Origin of the sequence: uncultured Chitinophaga sp. (genome assembly GCF_937898475.1) — a bacterium.
Classification (GTDB): domain Bacteria; phylum Bacteroidota; class Bacteroidia; order Chitinophagales; family Chitinophagaceae; genus Chitinophaga.
Genome location: NZ_CALEJS010000019.1, coordinates 1 through 25,443 on the forward strand (window position 1 = coordinate 1; position 25,443 = coordinate 25,443).

General features: G+C 46.2%; 32 protein-coding genes. 9 read left to right on the top strand and 23 right to left on the bottom strand.

Annotated features, from left to right (window positions below):
- The first annotated feature begins 319 nt into the window (after positions 1–319).
- From Q0577_RS14370 to Q0577_RS14380, 3 genes are all read left to right on the top strand, one after another.
- Positions 320–715 carry a hypothetical protein gene (locus tag Q0577_RS14370; RefSeq protein ID WP_298737425.1) on the top strand — a complete coding sequence of 132 codons (396 nt, stop codon included), beginning with the start codon at positions 320–322 and terminating at the stop codon, positions 713–715.
- Positions 716–741: 26 nt separating this feature from the next.
- Complete coding sequence (locus Q0577_RS14375; protein WP_298737426.1) at positions 742–1,002, top strand: hypothetical protein; 261 nt, start codon at positions 742–744, stop codon at positions 1,000–1,002.
- Positions 1,003–1,089: 87 nt separating this feature from the next.
- Complete coding sequence (locus tag Q0577_RS14380) at positions 1,090–1,428, top strand: molybdenum ABC transporter permease (protein WP_298737427.1); 339 nt, start codon at positions 1,090–1,092, stop codon at positions 1,426–1,428.
- On the opposite strand, the gene Q0577_RS14385 is transcribed toward Q0577_RS14380, so the two are convergent.
- From Q0577_RS14385 to Q0577_RS14400, 4 genes are all read right to left on the bottom strand, one after another.
- Positions 1,406–1,648, bottom strand: a complete 243-nt coding sequence (locus Q0577_RS14385; RefSeq protein WP_298737429.1) for a hypothetical protein — start codon at positions 1,646–1,648, stop codon at positions 1,406–1,408. The genes Q0577_RS14380 and Q0577_RS14385 overlap by 23 nt on opposite strands.
- 180 nt (positions 1,649–1,828) lie before the next feature.
- Positions 1,829–2,275 carry a DUF3872 domain-containing protein gene (locus Q0577_RS14390; RefSeq protein WP_298737430.1) on the bottom strand — a complete coding sequence of 149 codons (447 nt, stop codon included), beginning with the start codon at positions 2,273–2,275 and terminating at the stop codon, positions 1,829–1,831.
- Between the two features lie 12 nt (positions 2,276–2,287).
- Positions 2,288–2,572 (bottom strand): conjugal transfer protein TraO, encoded by a 285-nt coding sequence (locus tag Q0577_RS14395; RefSeq protein ID WP_298737431.1) that lies wholly within the window; start codon positions 2,570–2,572, stop codon positions 2,288–2,290.
- Positions 2,573–2,598: 26 nt separating this feature from the next.
- Positions 2,599–3,108: an RDD family protein gene (locus tag Q0577_RS14400; RefSeq protein WP_298737432.1), complete on the bottom strand. Its 510-nt coding sequence runs from the start codon at positions 3,106–3,108 to the stop codon at positions 2,599–2,601.
- Between the two features lie 848 nt (positions 3,109–3,956).
- Here Q0577_RS14400 and Q0577_RS14405 point away from each other — a divergent pair.
- A complete protein-coding gene (locus Q0577_RS14405) occupies positions 3,957–5,432 on the top strand; it encodes a PLP-dependent aminotransferase family protein (protein ID WP_298737433.1) in 1,476 nt (491 codons plus the stop codon).
- Positions 5,433–5,506: 74 nt separating this feature from the next.
- On the opposite strand, the gene Q0577_RS14410 is transcribed toward Q0577_RS14405, so the two are convergent.
- The 4 genes from Q0577_RS14410 to Q0577_RS14420 all read right to left on the bottom strand — a co-directional run bounded on the left by Q0577_RS14410 (position 5,507) and on the right by Q0577_RS14420 (position 9,841).
- Positions 5,507–6,250 carry an NAD(P)H-binding protein gene (locus tag Q0577_RS14410; protein ID WP_209147237.1) on the bottom strand — a complete coding sequence of 248 codons (744 nt, stop codon included), beginning with the start codon at positions 6,248–6,250 and terminating at the stop codon, positions 5,507–5,509.
- Between the two features lie 971 nt (positions 6,251–7,221).
- Positions 7,222–7,368, bottom strand: a complete 147-nt coding sequence (locus Q0577_RS27220) for an AAA family ATPase (RefSeq protein ID WP_366884434.1) — start codon at positions 7,366–7,368, stop codon at positions 7,222–7,224.
- Positions 7,369–7,567: 199 nt separating this feature from the next.
- On the bottom strand, positions 7,568–9,133 hold the full coding sequence (locus Q0577_RS14415) for a carboxylesterase family protein (RefSeq protein ID WP_298737434.1): 1,566 nt from the start codon (positions 9,131–9,133) through the stop codon (positions 7,568–7,570).
- A 264-nt stretch (positions 9,134–9,397) separates the two neighbouring features.
- Entirely contained in the window at positions 9,398–9,841 is a 444-nt protein-coding gene (locus tag Q0577_RS14420) for a hypothetical protein (protein WP_298737435.1), read from the bottom strand.
- Positions 9,842–10,017: 176 nt separating this feature from the next.
- Between Q0577_RS14420 and Q0577_RS14425 the strand changes: the two genes are divergently transcribed.
- On the top strand, positions 10,018–10,998 hold the full coding sequence (locus Q0577_RS14425) for a helix-turn-helix domain-containing protein (RefSeq protein WP_298737436.1): 981 nt from the start codon (positions 10,018–10,020) through the stop codon (positions 10,996–10,998).
- A gap of 160 nt (positions 10,999–11,158) precedes the next feature.
- On the opposite strand, the gene Q0577_RS14430 is transcribed toward Q0577_RS14425, so the two are convergent.
- From Q0577_RS14430 to umuD, 4 genes are all read right to left on the bottom strand, one after another.
- Complete coding sequence (locus Q0577_RS14430; protein ID WP_298737437.1) at positions 11,159–11,383, bottom strand: helix-turn-helix transcriptional regulator; 225 nt, start codon at positions 11,381–11,383, stop codon at positions 11,159–11,161.
- A gap of 184 nt (positions 11,384–11,567) precedes the next feature.
- A complete protein-coding gene (locus Q0577_RS14435; protein ID WP_298737438.1) occupies positions 11,568–12,074 on the bottom strand; it encodes a hypothetical protein in 507 nt (168 codons plus the stop codon).
- A gap of 2 nt (positions 12,075–12,076) precedes the next feature.
- Entirely contained in the window at positions 12,077–13,339 is a 1,263-nt protein-coding gene (locus Q0577_RS14440) for a Y-family DNA polymerase (RefSeq protein WP_298737439.1), read from the bottom strand.
- Positions 13,340–13,343: 4 nt separating this feature from the next.
- Positions 13,344–13,763, bottom strand: coding sequence for a translesion error-prone DNA polymerase V autoproteolytic subunit (gene umuD, locus Q0577_RS14445; RefSeq protein WP_298737440.1), 420 nt, complete (start codon positions 13,761–13,763; stop codon positions 13,344–13,346).
- Between the two features lie 339 nt (positions 13,764–14,102).
- Between umuD and Q0577_RS14450 the strand changes: the two genes are divergently transcribed.
- Positions 14,103–14,282 carry a hypothetical protein gene (locus Q0577_RS14450; RefSeq protein ID WP_298737441.1) on the top strand — a complete coding sequence of 60 codons (180 nt, stop codon included), beginning with the start codon at positions 14,103–14,105 and terminating at the stop codon, positions 14,280–14,282.
- 79 nt (positions 14,283–14,361) lie between these two features.
- Here the strand turns inward: Q0577_RS14450 and Q0577_RS14455 are convergent, their stop codons facing one another.
- The 6 genes from Q0577_RS14455 to Q0577_RS14480 form a co-directional block, all read right to left on the bottom strand.
- Positions 14,362–14,520: a hypothetical protein gene (locus Q0577_RS14455; protein ID WP_298737442.1), complete on the bottom strand. Its 159-nt coding sequence runs from the start codon at positions 14,518–14,520 to the stop codon at positions 14,362–14,364.
- A gap of 72 nt (positions 14,521–14,592) precedes the next feature.
- On the bottom strand, positions 14,593–15,129 hold the full coding sequence (gene sigZ / locus Q0577_RS14460) for an RNA polymerase sigma factor SigZ (RefSeq protein ID WP_298737443.1): 537 nt from the start codon (positions 15,127–15,129) through the stop codon (positions 14,593–14,595).
- Between the two features lie 10 nt (positions 15,130–15,139).
- Complete coding sequence (locus tag Q0577_RS14465) at positions 15,140–15,289, bottom strand: hypothetical protein (RefSeq protein WP_298737444.1); 150 nt, start codon at positions 15,287–15,289, stop codon at positions 15,140–15,142.
- Positions 15,290–15,380: 91 nt separating this feature from the next.
- Positions 15,381–15,509, bottom strand: a complete 129-nt coding sequence (locus Q0577_RS14470) for a metallophosphoesterase (protein ID WP_298737446.1) — start codon at positions 15,507–15,509, stop codon at positions 15,381–15,383.
- Between the two features lie 10 nt (positions 15,510–15,519).
- A complete protein-coding gene (locus Q0577_RS14475) occupies positions 15,520–16,356 on the bottom strand; it encodes an arsenite methyltransferase (protein ID WP_298737448.1) in 837 nt (278 codons plus the stop codon).
- Between the two features lie 56 nt (positions 16,357–16,412).
- Positions 16,413–16,745, bottom strand: a complete 333-nt coding sequence (locus Q0577_RS14480) for a metalloregulator ArsR/SmtB family transcription factor (protein ID WP_298737449.1) — start codon at positions 16,743–16,745, stop codon at positions 16,413–16,415.
- A 147-nt stretch (positions 16,746–16,892) separates the two neighbouring features.
- On the opposite strand from Q0577_RS14480, the gene Q0577_RS14485 reads away from it, so the two are divergent.
- Positions 16,893–17,258: a cupin domain-containing protein gene (locus tag Q0577_RS14485; RefSeq protein ID WP_298737450.1), complete on the top strand. Its 366-nt coding sequence runs from the start codon at positions 16,893–16,895 to the stop codon at positions 17,256–17,258.
- 279 nt (positions 17,259–17,537) lie between these two features.
- Positions 17,538–18,821 (top strand): hypothetical protein, encoded by a 1,284-nt coding sequence (locus Q0577_RS14490; RefSeq protein WP_298737451.1) that lies wholly within the window; start codon positions 17,538–17,540, stop codon positions 18,819–18,821.
- A gap of 75 nt (positions 18,822–18,896) precedes the next feature.
- Here the strand turns inward: Q0577_RS14490 and Q0577_RS14495 are convergent, their stop codons facing one another.
- Genes Q0577_RS14495 through Q0577_RS14505 form a run of 3 tightly spaced genes read right to left on the bottom strand, consistent with a single transcriptional unit; the run spans position 18,897 to position 20,644 of the window.
- Positions 18,897–19,847 (bottom strand): cytochrome c peroxidase, encoded by a 951-nt coding sequence (locus Q0577_RS14495; RefSeq protein WP_298737453.1) that lies wholly within the window; start codon positions 19,845–19,847, stop codon positions 18,897–18,899.
- Between the two features lie 10 nt (positions 19,848–19,857).
- Positions 19,858–20,214 (bottom strand): hypothetical protein, encoded by a 357-nt coding sequence (locus Q0577_RS14500; RefSeq protein WP_298737454.1) that lies wholly within the window; start codon positions 20,212–20,214, stop codon positions 19,858–19,860.
- A gap of 31 nt (positions 20,215–20,245) precedes the next feature.
- On the bottom strand, positions 20,246–20,644 hold the full coding sequence (locus tag Q0577_RS14505; protein ID WP_298737457.1) for a hypothetical protein: 399 nt from the start codon (positions 20,642–20,644) through the stop codon (positions 20,246–20,248).
- Between the two features lie 194 nt (positions 20,645–20,838).
- Between Q0577_RS14505 and Q0577_RS14510 the strand changes: the two genes are divergently transcribed.
- Complete coding sequence (locus tag Q0577_RS14510; protein ID WP_298737459.1) at positions 20,839–21,615, top strand: LuxR C-terminal-related transcriptional regulator; 777 nt, start codon at positions 20,839–20,841, stop codon at positions 21,613–21,615.
- On the opposite strand, the gene Q0577_RS14515 is transcribed toward Q0577_RS14510, so the two are convergent.
- Both Q0577_RS14515 and Q0577_RS14520 read right to left on the bottom strand, forming a co-directional pair.
- Positions 21,612–22,253, bottom strand: a complete 642-nt coding sequence (locus Q0577_RS14515) for a response regulator transcription factor (RefSeq protein WP_298737460.1) — start codon at positions 22,251–22,253, stop codon at positions 21,612–21,614. The genes Q0577_RS14510 and Q0577_RS14515 overlap by 4 nt on opposite strands.
- A 75-nt stretch (positions 22,254–22,328) precedes the next feature.
- The gene (locus Q0577_RS14520) at positions 22,329–25,409 is read right to left on the bottom strand and encodes a sensor histidine kinase (RefSeq protein ID WP_298737462.1); all 3,081 of its coding nucleotides are present in this window, start codon (positions 25,407–25,409) and stop codon (positions 22,329–22,331) included.
- Between the last annotated feature and the right edge of the window lie 34 nt (positions 25,410–25,443).

The following is a 25,443-nucleotide window of genomic DNA, read 5'->3' on the forward strand; positions in this document are numbered from 1 at the left end:
CGTGGGGTTCCAAACATTGAAATAGAATTTGACACAGTTTATTTTACACTCCCCAAAAGATCAACGGTCAACGATAAGTAATCTACCCTCTCCCGACCTGATGCCTTACTTTTTGAATTTAGAGGAATGATGTTTCATTTTCTCCAGTGAAGGGGAAGGCTCACCGGACATCATTTTGTCCAGGTCTTCCCTTTCATAATACCCGCTGTTGTTTTTAAAGACAAGATGTTCATCACATTTCTTTGCAAACTGAGTGCGACCCAAATTACAATATATCAGGGCCTCTTCGGGTTTCAAATATTTCTTAAAACAAAGTGCGATGGCCTTCATCACGATCCTCTCCTCATTTTTTATCATAACATCTCTTTTTAAAAATTCGATTTTTTTCAAAAAACTACGTCAAGGTAATACATGCCGTATCCGAAACTACAGTAGTGGCTTTGGGTGGCATTATTTGGCATTGACAAGGCATTTGGATACCATAGAATTTTACCAGAGAAATCCAATTAGTATTTCCCAATACGAAAACAGAAAAAAGGCAGCAAACATAGTGTGTGAAAAGCTTAGTGGCAAACCAAAAGATTTCCGGCATAATGGCTTTGCTCGTTCCTCACAAAGCCACCCTCCGGGACTTATTCCGTTTCCTTTTGGTTTCCCGCTTTTCCCCCACTGGTTTGCAGCTTTCTTTTTTCCGGTTTTTCTTTTGGGGAAATGAATTGAATAACCTTAAAATCAACAATCATGCAACTTAAGAATTTCACAGACGAACAGTTAAAAAGCGAACTGGCTAAACGTGGCTATTGTACCTCAGCGTTGTGGCGCATTGAAGATGTGCATCATGCAGTATCCAGATATAATAAACATGAAGGCACAGCATATATGATAAGCGATGACGATGCAATACAAATATTAGATGGACTGTTTGGAACTGATGCCGAACTTTCACCGGAACGCAAAATGCTTGACTACGCGGTAGCAAATCATTTTTTAAACAATAATTAATAGAGAGATTGCGGAGCTATCGAAAAATGGCTCCGCAAAATATCTCATTATTCCGTAAATTTATCATAACCAATAAATACTTTGAACATGGCTCCCACTTTAGTTTTAGGCATATTATCCTCAGCACTGGGAATAGGGCTTTTGTACTGGATTGGCAAAAGGAAGTTTGAAAGGACAACACCGTTCGGAACCCAGGGCTTTTCCAACTATAACCAACGCTTGGCAGTTCCCTTTATCGAGCGCATCGGCAGAATATTAGGCAGGTTGCTGCTTATATTGGGAGTGCTTTTTCTACTCGCCTATTGGTGGCAGGGAAAGCAAAAGGGGAAAGCGGCCCAGGCAAAAACAACAGCACCCAAACATGCCTTCCTTCAAAAGCCTCCTGTTTCAAAGTGTGTTTCCTTTAAAGGGATCTCTTTGGCTTAGGTTGGTGGGCATCAGGCTTTACATCCTGATGCTTCTCCCTATCTACATCCCTGATACCATGCGCAGTTAACCAGGTACGAAATCGCTTCGGATCATCGGGGATAAATCGAATCAATTCTTTGTTTTTTAGCGAAATGATAAAGGTATCTATTGCCACGGCAAAGGCCGATAGTTCAGATGCTTTGTGTTTTAACCCCGGATAGCTATCTTCTCTTTCCATAATTTCTGCATTTAAATAGTGATGCGATTACGATTCGGAAATTACCGATAGCATGAAGGTTGCCGCTTGTACTGGAATGGTTTGACGCGCTGAGGTTACTATTTGGCAGCACTATGGATAATAAAAATAAAACGGCCTGTCTTTAGACAAGCCGTTTGCTTTGGGACAGATCCCCCCTGATCAATCGCTACTGTTAAACTGGAAGCTTATTTCCTTTTCGTTGTCGAAATTATCCGAAATCCAAACCGTGAAAGTTTGCGTTACCTTAGACGATGATCTGTAGTACAGCCTGAATTCCTCTTTGGGCAGGGAATACAGATCGTTCGGCAGATAGGGAGGGTTATTGTAGTACCTGAGCGTCCCCGTCCCATCATATTGGAAGTAACGTATAAAGTACTTTGCACCGCTGTAATTTCCGGTAGCTTTTATGGCAAGCCGAAGCTCCACCGTCTGCCCGTCAGCAATCTCTCCGGGGACAGGCATGACCGTCACTTCAAAGGGAAAATTCTGCTGGATGTCCAGCTCCTTTTTGCGGCAGGAAGTGAGTATGACAGAAAGTAGTGCTATCAGCACAAATAGATATAGGATTTGCTGTTGCAGATTAATGTAATTAAAGAGTGTTTTCATCGTATAAAAAGTTTAAAAGTTAAACCTTAGACCAAGCCCTGCCGATGGCCGTAGCTGATCCGTTGAAGTACCCCATAATACACGAGTGCGGCCCTGAACGAGTAATACTATGCGGTCGCATAAATAGGTCTCCAGTGACAAGCGCCCACCGGCCCCATAAACAAACCCTTCCTGGTTCTTTATAATCGCTCCGTCATATAGCAGTTCATCGCCCCTGTTAATGGTTTCATGGCCGCCTGTGAGGGTAAACGCAGCATTGAACGTAACAGACTTACCGGCATCTCCCAGGAGCTGCAAGCTGTACCAAATAACACTGTATCCGTCTACTTAACCTTCAAGACAACAGAATTAGCCATCCAGTCATGGATGGCTCTTCTTTTGGAATTGGTTAGCATTGTGACGAGTTCAAGTATAAGCCACATAAATGAAATTGATGATGCAATATTATTGTAACGTTCAAATACAACAACTATATCTTCTCCATCAATGAAGAAAAGTTGTACAACCAAAAAAATAAGAGCTACAAGGGAAGCAATGAGCCAAGGTAGCTCTCTCAAAACAGCCCTTCTAGGCCCAATAAGCTCCATACTATTTACGTCTGTTACTTTAATCCCCATCAATTTCTTTCCGAGGGTTTGGCCGTATTTCGCATGAAGAACGATAAAATAAAGCGTACACAAAGACACTACTACTAGTGTGCTTGCAAAAGAAAGATACCGATTTCCTGTACTATAAATGTAAGATTCAGCAAATCCAACGGGGTAAAGTACAATGCCATCAATTATAGCAGCCCAAAGCCGTCTCCAAAACGTTCGATATATGTCGGTCTCCATATTAGTTGGTTTAAATTATATTCCATTTGATGGTAGCAAATGGAAAAAATATCAATAGTTGTAGAATCAAGAGGAAGTTTGAAAGCGACTAATCAAACAAAAATAATGTACTTATCAATAGTACACAAAAAAACAGGTAATGTACTTCTTCCTAATTAGGGAACCCTACAATTCAAATGGGAAAAGAAGATGAAAACTATAACCTTAAACGGCCTTGCATATCAAACGTCAAAAGAATCTTTTAAAATATTAGCATCATACTGCGAACTTATCTACCTTTGTGTTGATAAGGGAAGGAAAGCGTGAAGAAGCGATAAAAAACGTCATTATAGGCATGTAGCCGACATGATATTGACAGATTTGACTTACAAGATATTGTTGCTCAAAACGTTACGAATCCAGTTATGGGCACTGGATAAAATCCTGGTAATCAATAGATTATCAGGTTTTTTTATTCCCCATGGTTCTGAGATTTGCCGTTTTTGTTTGTTTTCAATCACTTATTCCCGTTTTTGTGGGCACACAAGCTTGCACTTACATGGCACATCATTTGGCACACAAAAAAGAAAATGAAAGTCATAGTAACGCCGCGATTATCACGCGATCACAGCAAGATATTTTACTCCTTTGAGTGGGGAAGAAAGTAGGACAACGTATAGCCACCGGAGTATTTACCTATATGCATCCTGCGAATACGATTCAAAAGAGTTGCTGCCCGAGGCTTAAAAAATCCTCAACTTTGTTTTTGATACGTCGACAGGTTACTCATGATAAAATAACAACACTTCAAAATTTTTCGTAAAATTATATCCTGTTCCTTCCAAAGTTAAATACGTAGGATCTTACACATGACAGTCCAAACATTACCATTCAGCACGCTTATCGCAATTGATCGACAATCTACAATTCCTATATTCACCCAACTCGCAAATGCCCTGATTGATTTAATCAAGAAAGGACAACTTAAGTCAGGCTATCAGTTGCCGGCGAGTAGAGATATGGCGTCCATGCTGAAATTAAATCGAACAACGGTTGTCGCTGCATACGAAGAATTACAGGCTCAAGGTTGGGCTGAAGCTATAAAACGAAAAGGAAATTTTGTTTCCATGCATTTACCCATTACCAGTCCAAAACCATTCCAAGACAATACGTTGGCCATGTCAACAGCCAAAGATCCTAACAAGTTTTACAGGTCGATCGCTTCTCCACAATCCGGAACAAGGAAACTAAAGCCTCAACAACTGATGATCAACGATGGCTATCCTGATGCCAGAATTGCTCCGCTGGATTTGATCATTGACCGATACCGGTTTCTATCAAAAAGAGTGAATACCCATAACAAATTGCTCTCTGAAGGCTCACTTGGAAGCAATTCGTTGAGAACCGAGCTTGCCTTGTTTTTGTCCAAGACAAGAGCGTTGGATATAAACGCAGAACAGGTTCTGGTGACTCATGGTGCGCAATTAGCTATCTCCGTAGCAGCAAGTATGATCCTTCGGCCAGGCAGCTCGGTTATTGTTGGTGACATGAACTATGTTTTAGCAGACAGGCTTTTTGAGCAGTTGGGTGCCAAGCTTATTAAGGTCAAGGTAGATCAGGATGGGATCGATGTCGAGGCAATAGAGAACATCTGTAAACAATCAAGGCCGAGCCTTCTATATATCATTCCCCACCACCATCACCCCACAACGGTAACCCTAAGCGCAGAAAGACGGTTTAAGCTCTTAGATATCATTCGACGCTACCAGCTTCCTGTGATTGAAGATGATTACGATTATGATTTCCATTACGAGAACGCTCCGATATTGCCATTAGCCAGCGCAGAACACTGTGGTTATGTTCTCTACATAGGATCTATTTCCAAAACACTGGCGCCTACGATCAGGCTGGGATATCTAGTTGGAGGCGAAGATTTCGTGTGGCAGGCTTCTAAGCTTAAACAAGCGGTGGATATCCGTGGCGACGTGTTGTTCGAAGAATCTGTTGCTCATCTGTTCACAACAGGTGAAATGCAGAGACATCTTAGAAGATCTGTGAAAGTATATAAAAAGAGGCGAGATCAGTTCTGTGAGCTTCTTCAATCTTCTTTGGGAGACGTCGCCAAGTTCATCTCGCCGAAAGGTGGTATGGCTGTTTGGACCTTATTTGATCCCGGATATTCAATACCCGATCTCGCCGAAAGATTGGCGACCAAAGGTATTTATCTGAATGATGGAAGCCTTCACAAGTATAAAGATGACGTCAACGGGATCAGGTTAGGTTTTGCCTCGTTAAATACAAATGAAATGCAAACTTTTGCCCAGGCCCTTAAAAAATCCCGTTGAACAGACCTTTCGTATTTATAAACTATGTGATCGGTGTCATCTTTTTGGCGAGATGTGATTTGGGAAAACGTATGTTATTGGCTTTTTCTCCAGTCACTAAACTTGATCTTACCTGGGAAAAATTCACCTGAAGGCACCAACAAAGATCTCGGAATATCTTCGAACATGTACTTGTCATTGTCGTTAGCTTTTACTACCATATTTGATCGCTTCTCCCTCAGGTAACCTTCCACGAAATCACTCATCGTTCCGCGGTCTGGTCCAGCAATTTCTACTATCTTGTTTTTGGGCTCTTCTAGGCAAAACCTTACTATATAATCTACGACGTCTTCCAATGCAATAGGTTGGTAGTCAACTGTTGAAACCTGGACATTCTTCCCGTCCCCCTGAACGTCGATAATCGTGACTATATGTTCATGAAATTGAGTTGAACGGATAATGGTGTATGGTATGCCAGATTCGATTACGGCATCCTCTTGGTGTTTTTTAGCTCTAAGATACCCGATATGCTGTGCCCGATCTGTACCAACAATTGAAAGGACTAAATGATGCCTGATACCGGCGGCTTTTACCGCCTTAATCAGATTATTGGCTGCCGTCCTGAAAAAGTCCAAAGCTGTTTGTGCTTCAGGTGATTGAGAATTGGAAAGATCAATTACAACGTCAGTTCCGTCTAAAGCATTTGTAAGCCCTTCTCCCGTTAGAATATTGATACCGCTTGAAGGCGCTCCTACAACTATCTCATTGCCGGTATTTTTCAGTTTTTCACATACACCTTTACCTACCAGGCCCGTTCCTCCGATTACTAAGATCTTCATGATTAAAATATTTAAGTAGAAAATTTGTGATAAGAACAGACGCAATTAATAAGCAAAGCGGCTGCCATTTTCAAAATCAAAATAAGACATAAAAATGACGACCTTGGCCATCCACGAATCAGATTTTTGGCAGTCCAGACCTGGGTTCGGCTGGTAGCCCGCCATTTACTCAAGGCTGGGCACTCGGTGATCTTAGCCAATAGGACAGGGGGAGCATCTTTGAAGAGCTGGCCCAATTGCTGGGAGACGGCGCCAGCGCGGGAACAATTAACGAGGCGGCAAAGGCGGAGATTGTTCTACTGTCGCTTCCATGATCGCAAGTGCCGGCGTTGAAGGATGTCACAGATTGGAACAGCAAGACTGTAATAGATGCAACGAAAGCAGAAAGACGTATCAAAGCCATGATGAGTTAAGGTTACTGGCCAATTAATTTACAGCAGCTCATCCATTACTATAGTTTACTCAAATTCACCAAGAGCAAATTATTCACATCAACACTAAATGTCCGTGATAATTGTGTAATTTCACACCGATAGGGAGAAAGAGTTAAAATGCGAATAAAAATAGCTTCCCAGCCAAAAATCTGACAGAATTTTGACAGAATTGATTTACAAATAATTGACAACCAGAATGTTGATATTCCTGTTCTGGGCACTTCAAACGGTTGTAATCATTGAATTACAACCGTTTTTTATTTTGGCGGAGCTGCCCCATGTGTTACGTGCCGCAGCTCAGTAACCGGCATCAATGGATTCGCCATTCTGAAATTCACTTTGAAAGATACCATTCAAAAAAACGATAGGTTTCCGACGTGGGTATTTCGAGTCCCGATCTTCTCTATATCTTTCCGGAAGCCTGGCATCCGGTATCGCCCGGCTATTGCCTGCTTCTTATCCCGGCTATAAGCCTCTTGTTGGTTATCCTGCAGTACTTATGTGTTGTGATTAACAATTGAGAGGCTTTCGGATTGACTAAAAAGACCTGCAAAAAATATTCATCAAATCGGGATGAAGCGAGGTTTCCAGCTCGTCTATACAAAGCAAATGAGAACGATGAATAAGCCCGTACAATGGCCCGCCCAATCCAAAGTATCGTTTTGTACCATTGCTTTCTATCAACAGGGGTGGTGAAGATATTCTGTCATCAACCGAACCTGGTACCTGTTGAATAGCCGGCAGCCATATTCCTAAGCGGTGAGGCTTGTGTTACCCCGGGGCTGTTATCAGCAAACTCTTGCAATTTTCGTTGCGCTATGGCCTCAGGGCGATTATCCGTATAAAGTTTACTCCTGTTATCTTTTTACGCTTTCTACCGCAACTACTTACCTGCAGTTTTGATAAAATCCATCAATGCCCTGTCGTGGTTATTTACAATGCTGGGTTCATTATCAAAATACATTGTCGCGCCGTTTTCCGCAGTATAAGTTTCCCATTTGGGCAGCACGGCTTCTACGTTAGGATTTCCTGTTCTTACAAAGTTTATCCATGCGGAGCTCATCTTGTCAGCCAGTTTCCAGGCTTCCTCCGTATCGCCTGTCCAGTCTTTTCTCAGGTCAACAGTGTTGAATGCCAGCGGAATGTCCAACCCATGAAATGAACCTTTGGATGCACTGTCAACACCACTTTTCCAGGCTAAAAAATAAACATACAGGGGCGCATTTGATTCTGCGGCTCTTGCATCAGCGGTTCGTATGGTGTAAGGCCTGAAAACCTTGTCCACAGAAAGAAGATCCTGAGGCGTATAATCGGGATACGCTTTTGCAAACAGCGAAATGTATTCATCGGTTTTCCTGCCATAGTCTTTTGCCAGGCGTTCCTTAGCCTGTTCGATGGTGAGGTTCTTTTCGCCATAAGCCACGGGCATGAGCTCATTTAGTGTGGAGCCGATCATCAGCGGTATATCTTTTGAAATATCGGCAAATCCAGGGCTGAAAGGCTGCTGAAGCAACACAATACCATCGGCAGAAGGTGCGAAGCCAAACATTCTTGGCGATCCGGGTTTCCAGGGGCCGTTAATCTTTGCTATTGCATCATTTCCTGCTTTAACCAGTGCCGGATAAGAGATGGTATCCAGTTTTGCTATCTCGTTTGGTGTAATTCCCAGGTTGTCAAGAACGGCTAATCCCAGTCCCTGTGACTTTTCTTTCGTCATTGTATTGAGCAAGGTTCCGCTTTGAATAATTGCTTTATGAAACAGTCCTTTTGCCGAAGGCATACACATGAGCGTACCTACTTTTCCGCCGCCGCCTGATTCGCCTACAATCGTTACATCGGCAGGATTGCCACCAAATTGTTCGATATTTTTCTGAATCCATTCAAGCGCTTTCACAATGTCGAGCATTCCCACATTTGCTGATTGCGCATACTTTTCGCCCAATGCAGACAAATCAAGAAAACCAAGAATGTTCAACCGGTGATTTACCGATACGGTAACAATATCCCCTTTTCTTGCCAGTGCTTCGCCATAGGTCATAGGATCGTTGCTGGCGCCCACATGAAATCCACCTCCATGCAACCAAAGCATTACCGGACGCTTTTTGCCATCCGCAATTCCCCGCGTCCAGACATTCACAGTAAACAGTTCCTTTTCGTTTTGAACGGAGTCGGGATACCAGGGCACTACCTGTCTGGCTACCGGGCCGAATTTTTTACACTCACGAACGTCCTCCCAGGCATCAGGATCCTGCGGGGGCATAAATCTTTCAGCCTTGGCATAGGGGATGCCTTTGAAAGCATACACGCTATCTTTAAAACTGCCCTCTACCTGTCCGGAAGTGGTTGTAACAACGGGTTCCTCCTGACTGTTTGTTTTTGTATTACAAGCCGTCAAATAACATCCGGCAATAACTGTAAAGAGGAACATAAGGGTTTTTAATAGCCGCATAACGTAAGAATTTGTAAGGGTTTTAATAATATTAAAATAATGAAAAGAACGGATATTATCACATTTTTATAATGTTGGCAGGGTGGCTTTTTATGCGGGTTGCAACGGTGGAGGATATGCGTAGAACCGGAATGACAGGCCAGGTATGTTGAGGTCAACAGGGTTTTTTATCGGAAGTTTAAAAGTCCGAGGGTTTGAAAGTTTAAAGGCGGCCTGTCCTTGCGGGACATCTTCAAACTTTCAAACCCTCAGACTTTAAAACGTTTACTTGCTAAACGAGTATTTCAATGTCACATCTCCGTAGGCAGTACTGTTTACCACATACCATTTTTTCTCATCGCTCAGTACCAGTTCGTAGTGCACACCGCTTTTATTGGTCAGCTCTGTAACCCCAGCTATCTGCTGATGATGGAATCTTTTCTTTACCGCCAGCAGCACCTTCATAGGCAGCTCTGTTTCCTGGCAGTATTTGAGGGAGTAAACAAGCGAACCTTCCTTGTCGTACCAGATCCTGCATTGTGTATCGTTACGGGTGAAGGAAACGATATAATAGCCTTCTTCCTCTGTCCACCTTACATATTTAGCGTCAGGGAAGGTGTGGCTGAACAACCGGAGCAGCGACTCGCCCGGGGCGGCTGCTACCTGAAAAGTTGCCAACACGGTGAAGGCAACGGTTAAAATGATCCTGTTAAAAGAATGGCGTATCATAATATGAAATTTAAGGATGACAAGTTTGTTATTGATGGTGTAAAATTAGCGCCATCATCCTCCTTAAAATTGTATAAAACAGAACAGCGGTATTATTTTTCAGCAGGGGGTTAAAATGCCATACCAAGGGGCTTATCTGGACAATTTGAATTTCTACCTTTGTAAAAATATCCGCCATGAAACATCTCAGCATATTAGTTCCGAAAGGTGAAAATAACCTGAGCAGCATAGTAGGCGCCTACAAGATATTTTCGCGCGCCAATATGTACTGGAAAGAAGCCGGCAGAGCGGCTTTGTTCAACATACAGCTGGCGGGTATTTCAAAGAAAGTGGATTTTTATGATGGCCTGTTTTCGGTGAAGCCGCAGGTACATATTTCGGAGATCCGTAAAACAGATCTGATCATCATTCCTTCCCTGAATCATAATTATCATGAAGCGGTGAAGGAAAACCAGTCCATGATCAGCTGGGTGGCGCAGCAGTATCAACAGGGTGCGGAGGTAGCCAGTATATGTACCGGTGCTTTTATGCTGGCTTCATCGGGTTTGCTGGATGGCAGAAGCTGTTCTTCCCACTGGGCGGCGGAAGGTACTTTCCGGAACATGTTCCCCGAAGTGCAGCTGGAACCCGACAGGCTGATCACGGATGAAAGCGGCATCTATACTAACGGCGGCGCCTACTCTTTTCTGAACCTGATGATCTACCTGGTAGAGAAATATTACGACCGGCAGACAGCTATTTACTGCGCTAAAGTTTTCCAGATAGAGATAGACCGCCAAAGCCAGTCGGCTTTCACCATCTTCACCGGGCAGAAGCTGCATGGAGATGAGATGGTGAAAGAGGCGCAGGCCTATATAGAAAGCAACCTGCATGAAAAAATATCTGTTGAGCAGCTGTCGTCCCTGTTTGCTACGGGCCGCCGCAACTTTGACCGCCGCTTTATAAAGGCAACGGGTAATACGCCGGTAGAATATGCGCAGCGGGTAAAGATAGAATCCGCCAAGAAAGCTTTTGAAACCAGCCGCAAAACGATCAATGAAGTGATGTACGAGGTAGGGTATACGGATGTAAAAGCTTTCCGGGAGGTGTTCCGGAAGATTACGGGGATGTCGCCGCTGGCCTACCGGATGAGGTATAATAAGGAGGCGGAGGCGTGACTCATACCGCTGTCCTATTACGAGCGCCAGGTGTACTGAAAACTCTTGTGGAATAGGTTATGGTTATGCGAAGGTAGAATCATAGTTTGAGAAAAAAACGGTCATTTGACTGTTTTTTGTATCAAAAGGGGGATAGGAAAAATTGTTGTCGGGGGAGGGGTTAGAAGTCGGATAGGAGTTTGGAGAGGGGAATTTCGAGACCTTTGGCGAGTTTGATGAGGGTGGTGACGGCGAAGTTCTTTTTGCCGTTTTCGATGTTAGATATACCGCCTTCGCTAATACCAGTAAGCACTTCAAGTTCTAACAAGGTAAGCTTCTTGTTGATTCGGGCCTGCCGAATCGTTTGTCCAAGTTTTATTAGTATTTCGTTGTTTTCATTCTCCATAGGGACAAGATGTAAGAATTATTCAAAAAAAACTTGCTCAAACGAGCAAGATGTAAAAAAGTTCTACATTCATAAAACTAAAAATCCATTGTTATGCAAGCCAAAGAAAAGTTAGTTTACGCTAAGCCAGTTTGCGACATCACCTACATTGAATGCGCCTATACTATGGCCTATTAATACAACCTTAATATTCCTCTATCTCATCCAACCTCACCTTCACCTTATCCCCCTGGTACTCCAAATTAACCACCAATTCCCCAAACTGAAGCGACAATCCCACCTCAATATCTGCTCCTCTCGGCTTCCAATGCGTATTACGCTTGATATACCCCTTGATCTTTGCACCCAGCTCCGCCGGGCATTTCCAGCTCCGGTCTTTTAAACGATTGAGGTATACCCGGTAGCCTTCGGGTTGGGTAGCCGCCACATACAATTTCTTCCGTTCCATTTCAACGCTCCATTTATCGTACTTGCCATCATCCACCAGGTAAAGATATCTTCTGCGGTCGCTTTTAATCGCTTCGTAATGCTTATTCGCCTGCTCATAGGTGGTATAAGGGGTGACCAGGAAGGCCTCACGTACGCCCGCTGTTTTGCCACGCGGATAAGACTGCCGGATGTAATAGTAATGTCCCTGGGCTATCAGCTCATCCAATGCTTCCTTAAACAGTAATACTAAAGGATTATGCATGATCAGATATTTATGGTCAACACATCCTGCAAACGGGTAGTATAACAGGGACTCAGTTTTTCCTGCCGCAGCTTCCAACGACGGTTGCCGCTCTGCCGTCCAAATTTAACCAATTCCTTGCCGTCCCAGCTGCGGTTGATGGCATCCAGGGCCGTCATCAGGCGCTGGTCTCTGGGCCGGTTCACCTGGTCAAATAAGCCGGATTGCACCTGGTTGTCGGGCGCGAGCTCCATTAATATGATGCCTATCTTTTTGAAATTGTAATGCGGACGATAGATCAGGTCCAGGGCTTTGGTGGCGTACTGTAACAGCTCTGCGGTACTGCTGGTGGGAACAGGCAGCTGCAGATTAATAGAGCGGTAGTATTGCGGATCTTTCTGACGGAAATTGTTGGTCTGCAAAAAGACATTGATCACACGCGCACAGCTATGCTGCTTTCTCAGCTTACGGGCAGCGATGGCGGTATAGTTGGCCAGGGCTTCGGCAATATCTGTCTTATCTGATAACAGCTGTCCAAAAGAGCGCGCAACAGTAATGTTCTTCCTGGGGGCTATTACTGTTTCCATTTCAATGCAGGGTATACCTTTCAGCTCGTTCAGCATGCGTTGACCCACTACGGTCATGTTTTTGCGTACCCACTCTTCCGGGGCGCGGACAAGATCCATCGCCGTTTTAAAGCCGTGCTGCTGCAGCATTTTAGTGTACTGCGGGCCTACGCCCCAGATGTCGTCAATAGCGCTGCAGGATAGTACTTCGTTTATTTTGGCGGGCGAATCCAGCACGTGAACACCCACCGCTTTCTTATACTGCTTGGCATAACGGTTGGCCAGCTTGGCGAGGGTTTTGGTGGGTGCAATACCAATGCTCACCGGGATGCCGGTGGCCTTTACCGCCGCCCGCAGCTGAATGGCATAGTCCTCGTAGTGGATATGCGGCATGTCATACAGGTAGAGGAAAGCCTCATCAATACTGTATACCTCTACCGTATGACAATGCATCTGCAGGGTTTTCATTACCCTGTCTGACATGCTGCCATATAAAGTGTAGTTGCTGGAAAAGATCGCTACATCATGGCTGCGCAACATCTCTTCCATCAGGAAGGCAGGCGCGCCCATTTCAATACCGATGGCCTTTGCTTCATCTGATCGGGCAATTACACAGCCGTCATTGTTGCTCAATACTACTACCGGCTTGTCAGCCAGATGGGGCTGAAACAAGCGCTCGCAGCTTGCGTAAAAATTATTACAGTCTACCAGGGCGATCATACCATTATTTTTGATCTACAATTGTATGCGTGATCACTCCCCATACCTGGAAATCGGCATCTTCGCTGATCAGTATGGGCTTATAGAAGGGGTTCTCCGGGTGCAATACCCAGTTACGCCCCGCTTTTACCAGGCGCTTAACGGTAAATTCGCCGTTCAGCACCGCCACTACAATAGCGCCGCTGTAAGGCCGGATGCTACGGTCTACCACCGCCAGGCAGCCATCCGGCATGTTGGCTTCGCGCATGCTGTCTCCCTTGATACGAATGATGTAAGTGCTCGTAGGATTGGGTTGCAGTACTTTAGACAGATCGATCTCTGGTTCACCGTAATCCTGGGCAGGGCTTGGGAAGCCTGCTGCCACTATTTTGTAGAACGGAATTATCATGCTGGTCTTAGCCAGTCTCTGTATTGTCTCCTCCATTTTCACCAATAATTTTAGCAATTATATACTAAATAAATTAGTATTTCAAGAAGATTAACATTCCGTAAATGGTGTGTTATCTGTAAAGCAATGATTTTCAATTGTAGGGTGAGTGATATTTAGATGAGAGATTTTTTTGCCGATGGTGTTCCTGTTAACAAATGGAGGATGCGGAGCGCGGTATTTTTTCATGCGTCCTTTTGCTGCCCTTCCGTCATATAGATAGTTTAATCGCTGGCGGTTAATGGTCATTCATTGTCATAGATGAAAACCAGCAGGATTGTTATTTAAACTGCCCGCTTTGTTATGTTCAATGCTACTTTCATTTAAATAAAGTATATGAAAAAGGCATTTTTATTGCCTTCAGCACTGATATTGCTGAGCGGGTCTACTGTTTTCGCAAACAACGGAAAAAAGGATGAAATAAAGGCAAGAAATCAGCAGGTACAGAACAAACCTGCACTAAGCCGTGTCCTAAGCCTTGTCCGCCGGCAGGATGCGATAAAAGCAATGCTGTAAAGGCTGAATATTGATACTTTAATCTAAAAAAGCCCCTGGTATATGTACCGGGGGCTTCTCCGCAGATATGGAAAATAAGCTAACGACAGCACTGATCATCGCAGCATTTTTCTTCCTTCCGGCAACAAGCTTGCGCTGCCTCAGCTGCTTTTTTATCTTTCGCCTGTTTTTTGATTGCTGCGTCTATTACTCCGCTGAAGTCTAAATCATGCAGACCTATTGAAATCAAACTTTTCATAACCATCTTTTTTGTTTTTGTAATATAGTATCAGATATAAGACGCGGAATTTGTTAAAAAGATGCAGAAGCCTTAATTACCGCAACAGGAAATGATATTTCCATATTTATCAAATTCGTAGCGGCAACATTTTAGTATCTCTTCTTTCAGTTTTTCCCTTGCTCGCTGTACCCGGGATTTTGCTCCGGATAAGGAAATGCCCACCTTTTCAGCAAATTGCTTTTGCGTTAAGCCGTCCAGCTCAGTGGAGATGAGCGCCTGGCGGTAGATCTCAGGTAATGTATCTATCATAGACCGCAGGCAGCCTGCCAGGCTGTATTCCTGCCCCGGTTCTTCTGTTGCCAGTTCAAGATCGGGGATGGCATCTGCGGATAGCACATTTTTCCTGGCAGTACGCCGGTGATGATCGGTAAGTACATTATGGGCCATCTGGAAAATGTAAGCCCTGACGTTTTGCGCTTTTTCTATTTTCGCCTGGTTTACAAAGATCTTCAGGTAGAGATCCTGCAGGAGGTCCTGGCAGTGATCTTCGTGGCCTGTTTTCCGGCAGATAAACCTTTTAAGCTCGGTGTTGAATTGACCCCATAAGGGAATGGTGGATTGTTGCATGATAGATAATTTATAGCCCTTTACGAAGGCTGTCCGCATATGCATCCGGCAGCGGACTATCCTCCACCGCTTTGGCTGCTTTTTCTACGTCGTAGCTAAAGCGGATAAACTCAACCTGTACGCTGTCCTTATTCAGCACACTGCTGTTAAGCGCAGCCACAATCGTTCATACCACGGCCAATGCCATAATCGTAATTCCCCGTAATGGTGGGAATGCCCCGTTTACGAATTTCCCGGATCACTTCGTTGGGTCAGATGTTGTACCCTACGAGGTCACCGAGGCAATAAATGGCGTCGGGCCGGCGGCTTTCAAGATCTTTAAAGAACGCTTCCAATGCCGGGAGATTGGCGTGGACGTCGCTGAAAAGTGCAATCTTCATAATAATAGGGTTACGAACAGCAGCCCGGTTCACAACAAACCGCAGGCTTTTCCGCATACACCGTAATGCTGTAAATACCTGTGTTACTAGCCCTGAACCGCGCTATTTCATCGGCAGTTAAGTATCCGGAAAGAATATCATCGGGAACGATGATGGCCTTTTCTTTCTGTATGGTGATATTGGTAAAGCCGTTCTTTTCTATCAGCTGCAGGTATTCCGTCTTTTGTATGGCGCCGGAAACGCAGCCGGCATACATCTCTGCAGCCTCCTGTATCTTAGTTGGTAATGATCCTGACAGCACGATGTCGGAAATACTGAAATGGCCGCCGGGTTTTAATACCCTGAATATTTCTTTGAATACGCCATCCTTGTTGGGCACCAGGTTCAGCACGCAGTTACTCACTATTACATCGGCAATGTTACCGGTGACGGGCATTTGTTCTATATCTCCCTGGCGGAACTCTACATTATTGAATTGCAGCTTTTCGGCATTGATCCGTGCTTTTTCGATCATGGCAGGAGTGAAGTCGATACCGATTACTTTACCGGTTTCGCCTGTTTCCTTGCGGGCAATGAAACAGTCATTTCCTGCGCCGGATCCCAGGTCTATTACCGTATCACCGGGTTGGATCTTCGCAAACTGTGTAGGCAGTCCGCAGCCGAGGCCCAGGTCTGCATCGGGGTTGTAGCCTTCAAGTGCGGAATAATCATCGGTCATGATGTTATATACCTCTGTGGAGCATCCGCCGGAACCGCAGCAGGAAGATTGATTGTCTTCCTTATCCTGTAAAGCAATGTCGGTGTATTTCTGCTTTACCATTTCCTTTAGCTTGGCATCTGTGGACATAAGAAAAATGCTTTATTGGTAAATTGCAATATTGCGATATAATAAGTCAAAAAATTTTAACAGCAGCTGCTGTCCTTAAAATCCACATCTTTCAGAAAGCCGGCAAACACCTGCTGGTATCGTTTCCAGGTTTTGGGGTCAATACAGTAGCAAACGCTGGCGCCTTCAATGGTGCCTTGTATTATACCTACTGCCTTCAGTTCTTTCAGGTGCTGGGAGATCGTTGCCTGCGCCAGGCCCAGCTGTTCTACCAGGTCTCCGCAGATACAGGCGTTCTGTTTAATCAGGTACTGAATGATGGCAATCCGCGCCGGATGGGCGAGGGCTTTTGCCATGGCTGCAATTTCATTCTGCTGTTTGGTAAAGAGTGCTGTCTTTGTAAGTCCCATTCCAGGTAATTGTTACATTGCAATATTACGATAAAACAAATCAACAGCAAATTTTTTTTGATAAGCTTATATAGTGAGCCTGTTTAGTAAAATGGTATTATTGTACATTAGCAGCAAATTAATACCGCCCATTTAAAACCACGGCATATGTCTATCGAAAAGATCAACATCGCTGAGAAACTAAGCAAATTCACGGATCACTGGAACCCCAGGATCATTGGAGAACTCAACAACCAGCATGTTAAGCTGGTTAAGTTCAAGGGGCCGTTTGTCTGGCACAAACATGATAATGAAGATGAGATGTTCCTGGTGATTGCCGGTGCTTTTACAATGGAGCTCCGGGATAAAACGATTGAACTGCAGCCCGGGGAACTGGTGATCATACCCAAAGGCGTGGAACACCGGCCGGTGGCCAATGAAGAAGTACATGTGCTTTTATTTGAACCGGCTACAACATTGAACACAGGCGATCAGGAAGGTGAATTAACCAGGGTTAACCTGGAGCGGATCTGAAAGGGTCTGCAGAATGCGCTACAACTTACTCAACTGCTTCCCCAGCTCATCCGCCTCGCTGGGCCGTGCCGCATCAGCGTTTACAATATTACCCGCTGGAATTCGTGATGAATCTGGCAAAATTTCCGGTTACTTTATCCCTTTAAAAATATTTTAACATTTTCTTCGTTATTGATAGGAACGTATACCCATTGTTAACATTATTCCTACATACAAGTGCCCTCCTGCAAGCTTTTAACAGCAATGGAAGCCCTTACCCAATACCCATAATATTTACCCATGAGAATCTTAACAGCAGTTATCACCGCCCTTTTATGTCTTCCTTTTGCTGATAGCGATAAAGGGAACGAAAATTATGATTTCCCGGATGTTATTGTTAAACGTGAGTTTAAAAATATGGACCAGGTTTATGACGGTACAGTGAGCTTTACACTCGCTACCGCAGGCTATTATAAAGAATGCCTGCAATACCAGCCTATTGACAGTACAAGATTAAAGGTGAAAATAGGTGTTAAACAGGCCAGGATAATCGACGGAAAGGATTTCATCATTGAAAAGGCAAAGTCATACAGGATGGTCATGATAAATGAGGCGCATGATCGCCCTCAGCACAGGATATTTACAAAATCATTGCTTAAAGATCTCTATGCCCAGGGCTTTAACGTATTAATGTTAGAGGGATTGGATTACAGTTCCAACGCCATGACTAAAGGTTACCCGGTTGATACAGACGGCGTTTACACTAATGAACCGGTATATGCTTCGATGATCCGGTATGCACGGAAGATCGGTTTTGATATTGAGAGATATCATTATTATGAAAACAAGAAAATGCCCTACTGGGATGATACGATAAAGCTTGACGACAGAGGTTCGGTAAAATATATCAACTATGTTGATAAAGATTCCCTTGTTATCAAAGTATTGCCATCCGGAGATAAGGTGTACTATCAGACCAACCATTATGAAAAAGCACAGGCCAACAATGTCTATAAGATCATGCAGCGGCATCCCAAATCTAAATTCCTTATGCATGTTGGGTATTGTCACTTATGTGAGTATGCTGACTCGGAGATGGCTCATCAACTGAAAAAGATGTTAAATGGGGAAGACTTCCTGACGATTGATCAAACGGTATATGATGAACGAAGGGATATTACGGATACCATCTCTCATACTATCATGAAACGCGATCGTCCTTTTTTCGTGGAGGATGGACTGAGGGAATCTGTGCAGGTAACCGAAGGCGGTCGGACGGATTATATTATGTTTAACGCCACCCTCCGCGACTCCCTCGGCCGCCCCAGCTACCTGTTTCAAGACGTTGAGCAACGTTACGTCTATAACATCCCCGAAAGGCTCACCGGCCCTGAAGACTACATCTTCGCCGCTTACCCGCTGGAAGAATATGAAGCCGAAAAAGAACACAGCATCGCCGTCGATGTTGTCTACGCCAAAAAAGGCTCCGCCACACCCCCTTTACTATTATATAAAGGAAAATACGCTCTTTTAAGACGAAGCAGAGGGGATGTCTATAAAAGAATAGACATAGAAGTAAAATAATAACAGCAAAGCCGCCTCCTCAACAGGAAGCGGCTCTTTCAGGCTTTAGAATGAAAAGGGGAGAACAACAATGGCTCATTCACCTTGCTTGTTAAACTGCTTGTCAGTGAGCGAATGCAGAAAGGCCAACAGATCTTTTTTCTCATCTGTGCTTAAGCCCATCGGCTTAGCCAGTAAGCTGTCCCGGTTAATGGCATCGGGCACAAACCTGGCCGGGTCATTATAAAACTCAATCACTTCTTCCAGTGTCCTGAACATGCCATTGTGCATGTAGGGCGACGTCAGCGCTACATTGCGCAGTGAGCCGATCTTGAATTTTCCCAGGTCTTCCGGGCGTTTGGTGATGGCCGCGCGTCCGCTGTCGTTCAGGGTACTGCCGTTGAACAGGCCAATATTCCGGAAATCGCGCTGGGTAAAGTCGGCGCCGAAGTGGCATTCCACGCATCTGCCTTTGCCGTTGAATACGTCAAAACCACGCTTTACGGCATCGCTCACGGCGGCGGGGTTGTCACTGAATTTCCAGTTGTCAAAGGGACTGTCGCTGGTTTCCAGTGTGCGCTCATAAGCGGCGAGGGCGGCGGCCAGGCTGCTGCTGTCCGGATCGCGGTCAAAGAACTTTTTAAAGTAGTGGCGATAGGCGGGGTGGCGCTGCAGCCTTTCCAGCGCCTGTGGTACGGGCAGGTTCATTTCATCGGGGTTGGCAATGGGCGCCAGCGCCTGTTCTTCCAGGCTGGCGGCGCGGCCATCCCAGAAGAAGGTGCTTTGCAGGCGTACGTTCATGGCGCTGGGCGTGTTGCGTACTCCTTTTTTGCCACCCACTCCCTTGCTTACCATACCGGTGTCCGCAAAGGCATGATCGGGTTGGTGACAGCTGCTGCAGCTGATGCTGCAGTCTGCAGAGAGGATGGGGTCAAAGAAGAGCAGTGCCCCCAGCTCCGCAATGTCTGCCGGCTCCCTGTCTTTGAAAGACATGGGAACCAGCAGCACCAATACCGCGGCAATACCTATAATGAGAAACTGTTTCATGATCAGCGGATTATTTTACTCTACCCATCACCAGTCTGCTCATACCTTCCTTCCTGTCTATGCAGCTGTCTGTTATGGGCACAAAGCGCATGGAGTCTGCATTGCTGAAGAAGAAAATTTTATACACGCCCCGTTTACCTTCGCAGCCATTATCCGTGAAGGTAAAGATGTCGTCCTGGAGCGTATAGGTGCCGCTTACAAAGGGCTTTTTGTTTATATAGCCTTCAAAGGTGCTATCCGCTTTAAATACCACACCGGTAACATTGCCTTTTTCTGATGGTTTGGTTTCCCATCTTCCATGAAGCCGGTCTTTTTCTGATAACGTAACATAGGCCATTGCGGCAAAGAAGATCAATACAATTTTCATGACAATACTTTTTTCTGATTTAATAATGAGATTAACGTACGCGGAGCGTGATGAAATAGCCGCTTCCCTTCAGCACATTGGCGGAGTGCAGCACCCCCCTGGGTATCCATATGCAGGAGTTCTTACCTGCTACGAATGTTTCTTCACCGATACGGATCTTATACAGCAGATCCTCATCTGACAGGATGATGTTGATCTCATCGCTGTCCAGGTGTTTGTGCGGATGGGTATACTCCGCAGGTGGGGCTGACACCGGCGATATTTCATGTACCGCAAGGTGTAAAGGAAACCGCCTGGCAAAATACCGGGTTATACAGGCGGTGTTCTGATGGAACGGAACATTATCAAGCGCCGCCGGCTGCATACTGAAGATGTATGGCCTTTTTTCGCTGCTCACGGGGAACAGGTGATCACTGAACATTTGCATCATTTTGGGATTAGAATTTTTGTACTCAAAACTGAATTAACGGGCACAAAATTATGGGCGCAGGCAGCCGTTGGAAATAGTAAATTTCTACCATCCCCACCTCCCCGGATTTGGGGATTGGCGGGTATCTGAAAGCTGCTTAAGTTTGTAGCTTATTGCTGATTGCACTATTCCTTCATTTAAAATTGAGTACCCCAATGTATTCTCATTTGCAACTGAGAAGGCGTGTGAATCATATTATTTCCTTCCTCGATCCGGATCAGCGGGAAGCGGAAGAAATAGACGAGGAAATCATGCATACGCTTTGTAACCTGCACAGGGTGTTTCCTGGCTGGACCATCTGTACCTGTCGCTTTATGCATACTAACTTCTTTTATGTAAGCGATAATTTCCGCGACCTCCTGGGACTGGAGCCTGCAACAGGTATCGAGGCATTTCATCTTGACAGCTTCTTTGACCGCGTACACCCCGCAGATGCGGCTGATTTTAACAAGGGCATTCACCTACTGGAAGCGCTGCTGAAGAAGGAAGACCCGGCAGATCATCACCGGTTCCGCTTTGTGTTCCATTACCGGGTGTTACATACAGATGGCAGGTATATCTGTATCCACGACGAGAAAGCCGTGATACGCCTGAAGAACGGGCGCTGCCTGTATTTTATGCTGCTGAAAGATATCAGTCATGAAAACACCTATGCCGGGTTCAAAATGACTGCTTACAAAGAAGGGTATAGCGAGAAAGTACTGGAATACTATGCGGCTGCCGAAGCCAGCGCCCAGCTCACGCCCCGCGAAAGTGAGCTGATACCCCTGATGAAACAGGGACTGTCTATCAAGGAAGCTGCCGCCTGCCTGGGTATCAGTCCGAATACCGTGCGGAACATGCGGCAAAAACTATTCGAGAAATTCCAGGTGAACAATGTAATAGAGCTGCTGAACCGCCTGGATGTAAACGGCCTGGCCACCGCTGTTTAGACCAGCTTCTGGTTAATGGCCTTGGCCACGGCTTCTGTCAGCGAGGCTACATGCAGTTTTTCATAGATCTTCTTCACATGGCTGCGCACGGTTTCATAACCGATCTTCAGCCGGTCAGCGATCATTTTGTAACTTAATCCTTCCACGATGCAGGCCAGCACTTCCTTCTCCCGCGGAGAGAGGCGGTAATCCACCGCGGGCGCTGTTTGCACAGGCATTTGCTGCAGTTTTTCGAGCACCTTACGGGCAATGGAGGGCGACATGGGCGCACCGCCATACTGCAGCGCAGCAATAGCATCCGCCAGCAGGCTGTCCAGGTGGTTCTTCAGGATATAGCCCGAAGCGCCTGCACAGATAGCCGCAAACACCCGCTCATCATCTTCAAAAACAGTCTGCATTAAGATCTGTACATCGGGAAATGATTGTTTGATCAGCCGTACCGCCTCAATGCCAGACATGCCGGGCATCTCAATATCCATCAGGATAATATCGGGGCGGCTGTTCCTCACGTCGGCCACACAATCCAGCACATGAGAGAAGGAACCGGCTATCTCAACGCCGGGTACAGTTTGTAATAGCAAAGTAATGCTGTCGCGGATGTTCTTATTATCATCAAATATGGCGATGCGTATGCTCATAGCGGAGGATATTATCTAAGTTCCTATTAATTCAACACTCCTGCAATCCCCGAAAAGGGGGATGGCCGGCGGCGCTTAAGACACCGGGAAAACCAGGTGAATGCTGACGCCCTGTCCCGGTTGCGTGTTGATGGTGAGGCGGCCTTTTATTTCTGCCGCCCGCATCTGCATATTGCGCAAACCGTTGCCCGATAAAGACTGTGAGGCGTTGATCTGTACTTTTTGCAGCTCAAAGCCTTTGCCGTCATCCCGCACGCTCAGCTCCAGCTGGTGATGCTGCAGCTGCACCTTTACCCATACGGTGCTGCAGTCTGCATACTTCAGGATGTTGTTAACCGCTTCGCGGAAGATGAGGTAGAAATTCTTGCGGCGCGTCATGCCCAGGTTAATGTGCTGCAGGCCTTCATCCACCTCAAAATAAAAGCGGATGTTCCTGGAAGCCATCAGCGGCCTGGCAAAAGATTCCATCCGCTGGAGGATGGTGCCCATGCTGTCGTTACGCGGATTGATGGCCCACACAATATCATTCATCTCCACGATCATCTCGCCGGCGGTATCGCTGATCTTATCGATGGTGCTTTTCAATGCCTCGGGTTGCTGCTGCTGGCTGTAGATCTTTGCCACCTGGCTGTACAAAGCAATGCTGCTGAGGGTAGAGCCCACATCATCATGCAGGTCCTGCGCAATCTTATTGCGGATGGCCTGCCTTTTCAGCAGCTCGTTCACCCGGTAGCGGTAAATGCCATAGGCGGCGCCGCTCACCAATAGTACCAGCAATACATAGAACTGCCAGCGTTCCCAGAACGGCGGGATGATCACAATACGAAGGCTGGCCGCCTGTTCTGTCCAGGTACCCTGGCTGTTGCTGGCCCTCACTTTGAACAGGTATTCCCCGCCTTTTAAGTTGGAGAACTGTGCAAACTGTTCGGGCCCGGTTTCCACCCAATCCTTATCCCATCCCTGCAGGCGGTAAGCATATCTTACATTGCGCGAAGGCGAAAAGTAGGGCGCTGCAAACTCTATCCTGAAATAATTCTGCTGGTAACGTAATTGGATCTTATCCTGCAACAGCAGCTGGCTGTACGAGGTGTTAAAGATCTTGAAATCGGTAAAATGGATCTGCGGCTGTCCGCTTTCACGGGTGATAGTGGCGGGATCAAAGGCAATGAAGTAACCCGATCCGGCTACATACATATGGCCCCGCGGATCTTTGTAAATATAGCCGGAAACACCGCCCGATCTTTCCAGGTCAGGCAGGCGGTAAGACACATGCATGCGTTTGGCAGGATCGTACTGATGCAGGTTGCCGTTGCTGATCATCCATACATTGCCTTTGCTGTCCAGCTGTAGGCCTTCCAGCAGGTTTTCCGTATCGGGAATATGCGAGAACTGCCGGCTGTGGGTATCAAAATAGTTTAAGCCGCCGCCATAGGTGCTCAGCCACAGGTTGCCGCGCGCATCTTCCGTTATATCATACACATTATCACTGCTGATACTGCCGGGTACAGCGGCGTTGCTGTTCAGGTACTGCACCCGTGGCGGCGATCCATCCTGCCAGTCGCCCAAACCGGTTTTACCGGTGGCCAGCCATATTTTCCCGCCCGCTGTTTTGTACAGTTTGCGGATAAGGTTATCGGTCAGGTTGAAGCGTGGCAGGATCTTCCGCGTAGTATCCAGGCGGGATACCCAGCGTTGTTCCACCAGGTCGTAATAAGCCAGGAAATGGCCGTAGGGAGATACCAGCAGCACGGGATGACCGTCTATCGTATCCCGCACAATGGATACCACTCTCGATTTGATGATCCTGTTCATGACGGAATCTTTCTCTGTATGGGGCAGGAGCGATACCTGTGCTGTTTGCCGGTTAAAGCGGAAGAGGGAATAATTGGAGCCCAGGTAAAGCGTGCCATCCACATCGCGGAAGAACTTTGATATGGCCAGGGGCGTTCCCTTGTATGTCAGCGGCAGATGGCGAAAGGTGGCGGTTGCGGGCTGATAGATGTAGATGCCATTGCTGCTGCCTATCCACAGGTGATGATCATCGTCCTGCAGCAGGTCGTAGATAGCGGCCCGTTTTTCATCTGTAGCGGGCAGGAACACCTGTTCAAATTGTTGCTGTCCCGGGTGACTGATACTGATGCCTTTGTTGGTGCCTATCCACATTACGCCGTTGCGGTCTGCATACAGGCAGTTGATGCGGTCATCGCTCAGGGAGCCTTCCTGCGATGCATTGTAGGTGTAGTGATAGAAACGTTGCCTTGCAGTATCGTATATCTGCAAACCCCTGCTGCTGCCGCCCATCCATAACAGGCCTTTGGGGTCAGCGGCAAAGCAGTTTATTTCATCGTTATGAAAACTGTAGGGAGCATCCTGTTCCCGGAACACTTCTTCTTTACCCGTGGCGGCATTGAAGCGGTATAATACCCGGTCCCAGGAGCCGTACCACATATGCTGCTGGGCATCGCGAAACAGGGCGGTAACGGTGGCGTGGGGCAGCTGGGCGTAGAGATTGGTATATCGCTCATCCATCTCATAGCTGAAATCGCGGGTGTTGATCTTGAGCAGTCCGCCGCCCTGTCTTCCCGCCCATATAATCTCTCCCGGTCCCATACACAGGTCCAGTATGCCCTGTGTTCCTTTCCGGGAGGGCTGTTCAAAACGTTCCGTACGCATATTGAACCGCCATACGCCTTTGCCGCCGGTACCCAGCCAGAGGAATTGCCGGTCATATAAAAGTGTGTTGACAATATTAACGGGAATGGAGTTGCTGTCTGTTGGCAGATGGCGGTATTGTTTAAACTGTGCGGCAGGCGCGAGGCGGTAGTCGTAACGGGTGATGCCGCCGTCGGCGGTGGCGATCCACAGGCGCTGGTCTTTATCTTCTATGATATCTGTTACGATGTTGCCGGAGAGGGAAGCGGCGTTGCCCGGTTCATTGCGGAAGATGGTGAAAGTGCGGCCATCGTAACGGTTCAGGCCGTCTTCCGTACCGATCCAGATAAAGCCGCGGGTATCCTGTAAGAAGCAATTGATCTTGTTGTGCGATAAGCCGTTCTCCGTGGTGAGCCTTTCAAAATACAAATAAGGTGGCTGTCCCTGTAATGCGGCAGCAAGTGTACATAATAAGGCGGTGATAAAGCATACTTTGAACGGCATGGATCTCTGGAGGCCTTTGGGGTGCCCTCCAAAA

Coding starts and splice junctions, on each gene's coding strand:
- Q0577_RS14455 (WP_298737442.1), bottom strand. CDS start 14,520: ATGAAAAGTTTGATTTCAATAGGTCTGCATGATTTAGACTTCAGCGGA.
- Q0577_RS14410 (WP_209147237.1), bottom strand. CDS start 6,250: ATGAAGATCTTAGTAATCGGAGGAACGGGCCTGGTAGGTAAAGGTGTA.
- Q0577_RS14385 (WP_298737429.1), bottom strand. CDS start 1,648: ATGGAAAGAGAAGATAGCTATCCGGGGTTAAAACACAAAGCATCTGAA.
- Q0577_RS14495 (WP_298737453.1), bottom strand. CDS start 19,847: ATGAAACAGTTTCTCATTATAGGTATTGCCGCGGTATTGGTGCTGCTG.
- Q0577_RS14430 (WP_298737437.1), bottom strand. CDS start 11,383: ATGGAGAATGAAAACAACGAAATACTAATAAAACTTGGACAAACGATT.
- Q0577_RS14425 (WP_298737436.1), top strand. CDS start 10,018: ATGAAACATCTCAGCATATTAGTTCCGAAAGGTGAAAATAACCTGAGC.
- Q0577_RS14520 (WP_298737462.1), bottom strand. CDS start 25,409: ATGCCGTTCAAAGTATGCTTTATCACCGCCTTATTATGTACACTTGCT.
- Q0577_RS14500 (WP_298737454.1), bottom strand. CDS start 20,214: ATGAAAATTGTATTGATCTTCTTTGCCGCAATGGCCTATGTTACGTTA.
- Q0577_RS14450 (WP_298737441.1), top strand. CDS start 14,103: ATGAAAAAGGCATTTTTATTGCCTTCAGCACTGATATTGCTGAGCGGG.
- Q0577_RS14405 (WP_298737433.1), top strand. CDS start 3,957: ATGACAGTCCAAACATTACCATTCAGCACGCTTATCGCAATTGATCGA.
- Q0577_RS14435 (WP_298737438.1), bottom strand. CDS start 12,074: ATGCATAATCCTTTAGTATTACTGTTTAAGGAAGCATTGGATGAGCTG.
- Q0577_RS14380 (WP_298737427.1), top strand. CDS start 1,090: ATGGCTCCCACTTTAGTTTTAGGCATATTATCCTCAGCACTGGGAATA.
- Q0577_RS14515 (WP_298737460.1), bottom strand. CDS start 22,253: ATGAGCATACGCATCGCCATATTTGATGATAATAAGAACATCCGCGAC.
- Q0577_RS14400 (WP_298737432.1), bottom strand. CDS start 3,108: ATGGAGACCGACATATATCGAACGTTTTGGAGACGGCTTTGGGCTGCT.
- Q0577_RS14510 (WP_298737459.1), top strand. CDS start 20,839: ATGTATTCTCATTTGCAACTGAGAAGGCGTGTGAATCATATTATTTCC.
- Q0577_RS14390 (WP_298737430.1), bottom strand. CDS start 2,275: ATGAAAACACTCTTTAATTACATTAATCTGCAACAGCAAATCCTATAT.
- Q0577_RS14505 (WP_298737457.1), bottom strand. CDS start 20,644: ATGATGCAAATGTTCAGTGATCACCTGTTCCCCGTGAGCAGCGAAAAA.
- Q0577_RS14420 (WP_298737435.1), bottom strand. CDS start 9,841: ATGATACGCCATTCTTTTAACAGGATCATTTTAACCGTTGCCTTCACC.
- Q0577_RS14440 (WP_298737439.1), bottom strand. CDS start 13,339: ATGATCGCCCTGGTAGACTGTAATAATTTTTACGCAAGCTGCGAGCGC.
- Q0577_RS14470 (WP_298737446.1), bottom strand. CDS start 15,509: ATGAAGATTGCACTTTTCAGCGACGTCCACGCCAATCTCCCGGCATTG.
- Q0577_RS14480 (WP_298737449.1), bottom strand. CDS start 16,745: ATGGGACTTACAAAGACAGCACTCTTTACCAAACAGCAGAATGAAATT.
- Q0577_RS14490 (WP_298737451.1), top strand. CDS start 17,538: ATGAGAATCTTAACAGCAGTTATCACCGCCCTTTTATGTCTTCCTTTT.
- Q0577_RS14475 (WP_298737448.1), bottom strand. CDS start 16,356: ATGTCCACAGATGCCAAGCTAAAGGAAATGGTAAAGCAGAAATACACC.
- Q0577_RS14375 (WP_298737426.1), top strand. CDS start 742: ATGCAACTTAAGAATTTCACAGACGAACAGTTAAAAAGCGAACTGGCT.
- Q0577_RS14370 (WP_298737425.1), top strand. CDS start 320: ATGGCCTTCATCACGATCCTCTCCTCATTTTTTATCATAACATCTCTT.
- umuD (WP_298737440.1), bottom strand. CDS start 13,763: ATGGAGGAGACAATACAGAGACTGGCTAAGACCAGCATGATAATTCCG.
- Q0577_RS14415 (WP_298737434.1), bottom strand. CDS start 9,133: ATGCGGCTATTAAAAACCCTTATGTTCCTCTTTACAGTTATTGCCGGA.
- sigZ (WP_298737443.1), bottom strand. CDS start 15,129: ATGCAACAATCCACCATTCCCTTATGGGGTCAATTCAACACCGAGCTT.
- Q0577_RS14485 (WP_298737450.1), top strand. CDS start 16,893: ATGTCTATCGAAAAGATCAACATCGCTGAGAAACTAAGCAAATTCACG.